Origin of the sequence: Sphingomonas canadensis (assembly GCF_026013525.1) — a bacterium.
Classification (GTDB): Bacteria; Pseudomonadota; Alphaproteobacteria; order Sphingomonadales; family Sphingomonadaceae; genus Sphingomonas; species Sphingomonas canadensis.
In genome coordinates, this window is sequence record NZ_JAPDRA010000019.1 from 1 (window position 1) to 5,431 (window position 5,431).

General features: G+C 55.5%; 9 protein-coding genes. 1 reads left to right on the top strand and 8 read right to left on the bottom strand.

Annotated features, from left to right (window positions below):
• Positions 1-165: 165 nt before the first annotated feature.
• Positions 166-657: a hypothetical protein gene (locus OM513_RS20590; protein WP_264946664.1), complete on the bottom strand. Its 492-nt coding sequence runs from the start codon at positions 655-657 to the stop codon at positions 166-168.
• A gap of 384 nt (positions 658-1,041) precedes the next feature.
• On the opposite strand from OM513_RS20590, the gene OM513_RS20595 reads away from it, so the two are divergent.
• A complete protein-coding gene (locus tag OM513_RS20595; RefSeq protein ID WP_264946665.1) occupies positions 1,042-1,227 on the top strand; it encodes a hypothetical protein in 186 nt (61 codons plus the stop codon).
• Here the strand turns inward: OM513_RS20595 and OM513_RS20600 are convergent.
• The 7 genes from OM513_RS20600 to OM513_RS20625 form a co-directional block, all read right to left on the bottom strand.
• Positions 1,214-1,462 carry a hypothetical protein gene (locus OM513_RS20600; protein ID WP_264946666.1) on the bottom strand — a complete coding sequence of 83 codons (249 nt, stop codon included), beginning with the start codon at positions 1,460-1,462 and terminating at the stop codon, positions 1,214-1,216. The two genes, OM513_RS20595 and OM513_RS20600, sit on opposite strands and share 14 nt — an antisense overlap.
• A 140-nt stretch (positions 1,463-1,602) precedes the next feature.
• Positions 1,603-2,508, bottom strand: coding sequence for an IS1595 family transposase (locus tag OM513_RS20605; protein ID WP_264946667.1), 906 nt, complete (start codon positions 2,506-2,508; stop codon positions 1,603-1,605).
• Positions 2,509-2,517: 9 nt separating this feature from the next.
• Complete coding sequence (locus OM513_RS20610) at positions 2,518-3,114, bottom strand: hypothetical protein (RefSeq protein WP_264946668.1); 597 nt, start codon at positions 3,112-3,114, stop codon at positions 2,518-2,520.
• A gap of 356 nt (positions 3,115-3,470) precedes the next feature.
• Positions 3,471-3,770 carry a hypothetical protein gene (locus OM513_RS20615; RefSeq protein ID WP_264946669.1) on the bottom strand — a complete coding sequence of 100 codons (300 nt, stop codon included), beginning with the start codon at positions 3,768-3,770 and terminating at the stop codon, positions 3,471-3,473.
• A 4-nt stretch (positions 3,771-3,774) separates the two neighbouring features.
• Positions 3,775-4,083, bottom strand: a complete 309-nt coding sequence (locus OM513_RS20870; protein WP_380916564.1) for a hypothetical protein — start codon at positions 4,081-4,083, stop codon at positions 3,775-3,777.
• A gap of 329 nt (positions 4,084-4,412) precedes the next feature.
• A complete protein-coding gene (locus tag OM513_RS20620) occupies positions 4,413-5,096 on the bottom strand; it encodes an immunity 52 family protein (protein ID WP_264946670.1) in 684 nt (227 codons plus the stop codon).
• A gap of 185 nt (positions 5,097-5,281) precedes the next feature.
• Positions 5,282-5,431, bottom strand: a 150-nt coding sequence (locus OM513_RS20625; protein WP_264946671.1) for a hypothetical protein, incomplete at its 5' end; no start/stop codon positions are given.

The following is a 5,431-nucleotide window of genomic DNA, read 5'->3' on the forward strand; positions in this document are numbered from 1 at the left end:
TCCCCATAATAAATAGAGATTTCTCAATAGTTTCCGCGTTAACACGCCTCTTCTCCTAATTATCTGGTTTCAAAAAAATTTCTGTCCCGTTTATCCCCTTGACGCATGTAATGGGCGCTGATGCCCTTTCCCTAGGGATGTCGCGCCGTCGCTAGGAGCGCGGGGTTAGAGATCAGGGTCTATCTGAATGTCATCCAGCGCGTGGTGGTCGTCTCTCGGCCAATAGCCGCCGCCGGGGAGCCGCCGGATAATCCCCTTCTCGCGCCAGAGCATCGTGCTCAGGACCATCTCCGGGTCCTTGCCTTGGATGGTGATACCGTCCGCTGCCAGCCGCTCGAATATTTCCCGCCGTGACATCGGCTCGCCGCGCTCGCGGATATACCCTACCGCCGCGCTGGCAACATCCCGACGATCCGGGTTCTTCGGACGCTGCCGCTTTCCGCTTGGCGCGGGACCGTTGTCCACATGTTCTACAATTCCGGGCTGCTGTACCCCCGCCATTTCATACCATGTTGCTATGAAAGAATTGAGGCGGTCTAGGTCCTTGCATAGCGCGCTGCGCTTAGCCTCTAGAGCGCTGATTTGCTCGTTTAGCGCACCGATTTCAGCGACAGTGTTTGACAGTCGCGCCTGCGCCGTTTCGAGTGCCTTATCCATCGTCCGCGCTCCCATCCGAATCTCAGGAATTAACATTCACACAATTCCGTATCTGCGGTTGAATGTATGTGCAAGCTCGATTATGGAAAGGTTACCGGACGGGGGCGACTCGGACGGCGACGGCCCGCAGGCCCTGCGTGGGCCTACGGTCGTCTGGCTTCAACTTGTGGTGTCAACCGGCTCACCGGGGGAGCGTTGGTCCCCGGGGATTGGAGGTGCTGATGGTCCGCCATCAGTGGGGGAGTAGGTGGTTGCAGCCACCGAAACCCTTGCTCTTGTTAAAGAGCTTTCACCGCCGTGGCGTCCCTAAGGGAGCGCCACGGCGGCTCTCTACCATAGGACAGTGAGTCTGTCCATATATCAGACTACGAAAGGCCCCTTCCCATGGCCAAAAAGCCCGCCGGCGGCTCGAAATCGCCGCCCCGCCAGACCTCTCCAAGGGTCTCCACCATCGCGTCCCGCATCCTTTCGGGCGCGAACCCCAAGCCGACCAAGGCTCAGATCAAGACCATCGCGGCTTCCGTGATGAGTCAGGATCAGACCAAGGGGCAGGCACTTAAGAAGCGGTAGCTTCGGCTATCGGGGTGATGTGTACGACGCAGCGTGTGGGTATCTGGATCACACCGGATACCTGCACGCTGTTTTCGTCGTCTATCGCCCCCATGTTGGGAGCAAGGGCCTTCATCTGGTCGTCGTCGCGGATCATCCAGCCAACGGATACGCAGCGGATCGTGCCAGGTGCATCAAATGATGCTAGGTAGGACCAGCTTGGGATCGGTTGGGCGCTATCCTCCCATTCGATCATGACGAGAGGGCATAGCGTGGAACGAATGACATTAGCGGACGCCTTGGGGGCCGGTGATCTCGAACCCTTCATCCGACAAGTCGAGTCCGATGGCGTAGGCCCCGCCGATCGCGCTGAGTTTGGCCGCCTGTTAGGTCGCATCACAGCACCCCAACCAGAAGATCGAACATCCCGTTCACACGCTCGCGGTGGTTCGCGCGGAAAGTGAACTCGCTCAGATAGCGCTCCATGTGCTTCGCGCTGATCTGAACGTGCGTGGAGCGAACCGAAGCCTTGAACAGCCGCCAGAAGCCTTCGACGGTGTTGACGTGGAACGTCTCGCCGCTGCGGTAATCGTAGTGAGCGTATTCCTTCGCGCCATGCTTCACGGCGCCGTGCGTGTAGCCATCGCCAGAGAGTAAGCCGTAGGACATAAGTTCGTCGGTCGAGACGACCGAGCCGGGCTCGACGTTCTCAAGCACTACGTCGCGCAGCGTGTCTTTCTTCACATTGGGGATGACAACCGCCTTCATGGCACCACCGCGCTCCGCAAGGCCCATGACGATCGTCTTTCCGGGGGCGCCACGGCCGCGCTTCCCGCCCGACCGGCGACCGCCCACATAAGCTTCGTCCAGTTCGACGTGACCGGACAGCAGCGCGTCAAACGACTGCGCCTTGGCAGTCAGGTCGCGGATTTGCTGACCGATGCGATATGCCGTTTTGTACGTGACCCCGAGCTGGCGTTGCAGTTCCTTGCCGCTCACGCCGTGGCGCGTCGTGCAGAACAGATACATGGCATAGAACCACGAAACGAGCGGGGTCCGCGTGTCATGCAGGATCGTGTTCGCGGTCGGGTTCACATGGTGACCGCAGTGCGCGCAAACATAGGTGCGGCGCTTTGCCAGCTTGTGGAACGTCGAGCCCACGACACCGCACGAAGGGCAGTCAAAGCGGGTTCCGCCGAAGCGAACCTGCATGATGTGCTCAAGGCAGGCGTCGTCATTGGGGAAGCGCACGAAGAACTCGCGAACCGAAAACTCAGGCGATGCGGAAGGGCTCTTGCTCATGGCCCCTAGTTAGCAAGTTGGCGTACCTGCGTCAAGGGGATAAACGGGATTTCTGTAGCCATCATCTTTTATATAATATGGAGAATTTGCAATAGGTTGCAATGTGTCAAAACTTCCATCGTTTCCTCCAAGGAAGAATATTACGGGGTTTACCCTTCCTTTATTGTATCTGACAAAACTCTCTACATCGCCTCCAGAGCTTCTTGCCGTCTTCATGGAGAAATTAGCATCTTCCTTTACCCCCGTGGGATGGATGTGGAAACCCGCCACGACACGCCCGGGGGTTTGAGAACTGGACGCTCTGGTCATCGGCACCCAAGGACGACCAGCCTCCACACCTGCCGGCGCGTACCCGGTCGTGGCAAGCGTGCCGAGCATGATCTTGCTTCGCACAAATCGACCTGTCGGCGTCATGTATATGTATCCGCCACGCTCCCAGTTATCACCCAATACACTGCGAAGCGCGAAGGCAAAAGCAATTGCGTCTATAGCCGCCTCTCTAGCAGTAGAAAATTCGGTACCATCCGGCGCAATATTGTACGATCTCCTTGTCGTTACCGACTTTCCATCCGCACCTTTTGCTGTCTCGTTTATGAAAACCGGCATAGATGTGGCTAGTATCGTAGCCTCCGACTCGATTTTTTCAACCGCTCTAGAATTACGGTGACACGTGCAATATTGCCGAATTGCCGCCCTTCGGCTTCGGCCCGCGTTTTGCCGGGGCGAGGGCCAGGCCGGTGCGCGCTTCCATATCGGCGGGCCGTCCTCGAAGAAGGTCCGCTCGCGCCGGTTGGCCCGCTGGGTGATATGATGCGGGATGCCCGGGAGGACGATGCGACGAAGCTCGGCTATGACCCGAGGCTAGCGGCGGCGCGAAGCGAGTAAAGGGATTATTGCACGTGTCACCGTAATTCCCGCGTAATTCCCCGTAATTCCGTTAATTCCGGAATTCGTGACGAAACTCATGAAATAAACCTGCCATCTTTCTCAATTTCTTTTATTAATCTATCCCACGCGGGATTTATGTCACAATGCAATCTTGCCCTCTTTGTGGCTTCATAAAATCGCATTAGATCTTTTGAATTAAGCATGTCCAAGCGAATAAATGGCATGCTTTCAACATCCATTGATTCGTATATAGGCGCTATTAATTCTGGCGCCATTGCCTTGAGTGTATCTCTAGTTGAATCCACAATTTCATATAAATTAATCGTACTAGTAGAAACCCTAGAGTCATCACTAATTAATATTGATCCAGCCATTATATCACCTATATATGATTATTCTAGATCGATCTTTCACTGGTATACGGTTCACAGTGCCAATAAGTAAATCATAATTTACTGGATCAAAAAATCGCGAATCAATCGGAACAATGTCCGCCTTTTCCAGGTGATCTTCGATACTATTAAATAGATTATTTCTATTTCTGTAGAAATACTTATTTATATTATCAGCCTCCGCCCTCGTCGATGGCGTCAAGACAAAATCAACTTTCTTGCCCGCGAAAGGCCCGTTTACAAAAATATAGTCAACTTCGGTCTCTTTTCGAGCTCTTACGAGCTCCCCCCCCAAGATATCTTGGAATTACGGTGACACGTGCAATAATACCGAATTACTGCCCTTCGACTTCGGCCCGCGTTTTGCGGGGGCGAGGGCCAGGCCGGTGCGCGCTTCCATATCGGCGAGCCGTCCTCGAAGAAAGTCCGCTCGCGCCGGTTGCCCCGCCGGGTGATATGATGCGGAATGCCCGGGAGGGCGATGTGACGAAGCCTCGCCATGGCCCGAGGCTAGCGGCGGCGCGAAGCGAGTAAACGGATTATTGCACGTGTCACCGTAATCATGCTGACTAGATTGAGTCGCCACTAGATGCATTCGCGAGCCATTATTGTTCATAAATGCGGCTATGCAGCCAAGAGTCGCTCAACTTGTCTAATTCGAGAAGCTTCCTCACTGTCAGCCCCGAGTGGGGGATCAGGCTGCACAACGATGATCGAGCCTAAACCATCTAGTGTTTCAATACGCCCAGGGGACGGCACCGCAGCAATCGGGCGAGGCACATACACCATCCAGTCCACAAACGGGTGGCTGCTAAAATCTCGTTCGCGCATGGCTCGCTCTGACATGATTCCAGCCCATTTCGGACGCCATGTTTCAGCTACTAACGCCAGAAGCGAGCTGGCTTTCGAAACCCAAGGCGAGCTTTCAGATTGACATGGGAGATCAATGATAACGTTGTTGCCAACTCGCTCGCTGTAACAACCGCAGTGGATGCCTACAGTCGCCTCAGCTTCCTCCTGGCTCGCACCGTTCCAAAGGCGGATACTAAAGCCAAGATCATCGATGATCTCTCGTCCAACATCCGTTCTGTTTCTTCCCTTGAGTAGAAGCTCCTCAAGTCTTTTACGATCAAGAATGTCCACTTTCTTGGTCAAGGCGTCTTTGCGAGATCGACCCTTCTCATACCATTGCGCTAACAGCGGGTCTATTTCCGCCATCCCAGCAAAAAATCTTGCCGCTTTCTCAACACAAGTATCGAGCGTATCACGCCGAGCGTCCCAATATGCCCCAAGCATAAAACTCTGCATTTCTGTCCTCATGGCTTGACAGGCATGTTGACGATTCTGATGCCAGTTACTTGGTTCCTGCTCAACAGCGCACGCATTGCATCGGCAGCATGGAATTACGGTGACACGTGCAATAATACCGAATTGCTGCCCTTCGACTTCGGCCCCCATTGTGCCGGGGCGGGGCCATCCCGCCCGTCCCGCGATTAGAGCGAGGGCAGGTCCAGCCCCATCGCGCGGGCGCAATCCACGGCCTCGTCATAGCCGGCGTCGGCGTGGCGCATCACGCCGGTGGCGGGGTCGTTCCACAACACGCGCTCCAGCCGGCGGGCCGCGTCCGGGGTGCCGTCGGCGAC

Bases quoted from the DNA above. Each gene is read 5' to 3' on its own strand.
- OM513_RS20615 (WP_264946669.1), bottom strand. From the start codon at position 3,770: ATGGCTGGATCAATATTAATTAGTGATGACTCTAGGGTTTCTACTAGT.
- OM513_RS20595 (WP_264946665.1), top strand. From the start codon at position 1,042: ATGGCCAAAAAGCCCGCCGGCGGCTCGAAATCGCCGCCCCGCCAGACC.
- OM513_RS20600 (WP_264946666.1), bottom strand. From the start codon at position 1,462: ATGATCGAATGGGAGGATAGCGCCCAACCGATCCCAAGCTGGTCCTAC.
- OM513_RS20605 (WP_264946667.1), bottom strand. From the start codon at position 2,508: ATGAGCAAGAGCCCTTCCGCATCGCCTGAGTTTTCGGTTCGCGAGTTC.
- OM513_RS20620 (WP_264946670.1), bottom strand. From the start codon at position 5,096: ATGCAGAGTTTTATGCTTGGGGCATATTGGGACGCTCGGCGTGATACG.
- OM513_RS20590 (WP_264946664.1), bottom strand. From the start codon at position 657: ATGGATAAGGCACTCGAAACGGCGCAGGCGCGACTGTCAAACACTGTC.
- OM513_RS20610 (WP_264946668.1), bottom strand. From the start codon at position 3,114: ATGCCGGTTTTCATAAACGAGACAGCAAAAGGTGCGGATGGAAAGTCG.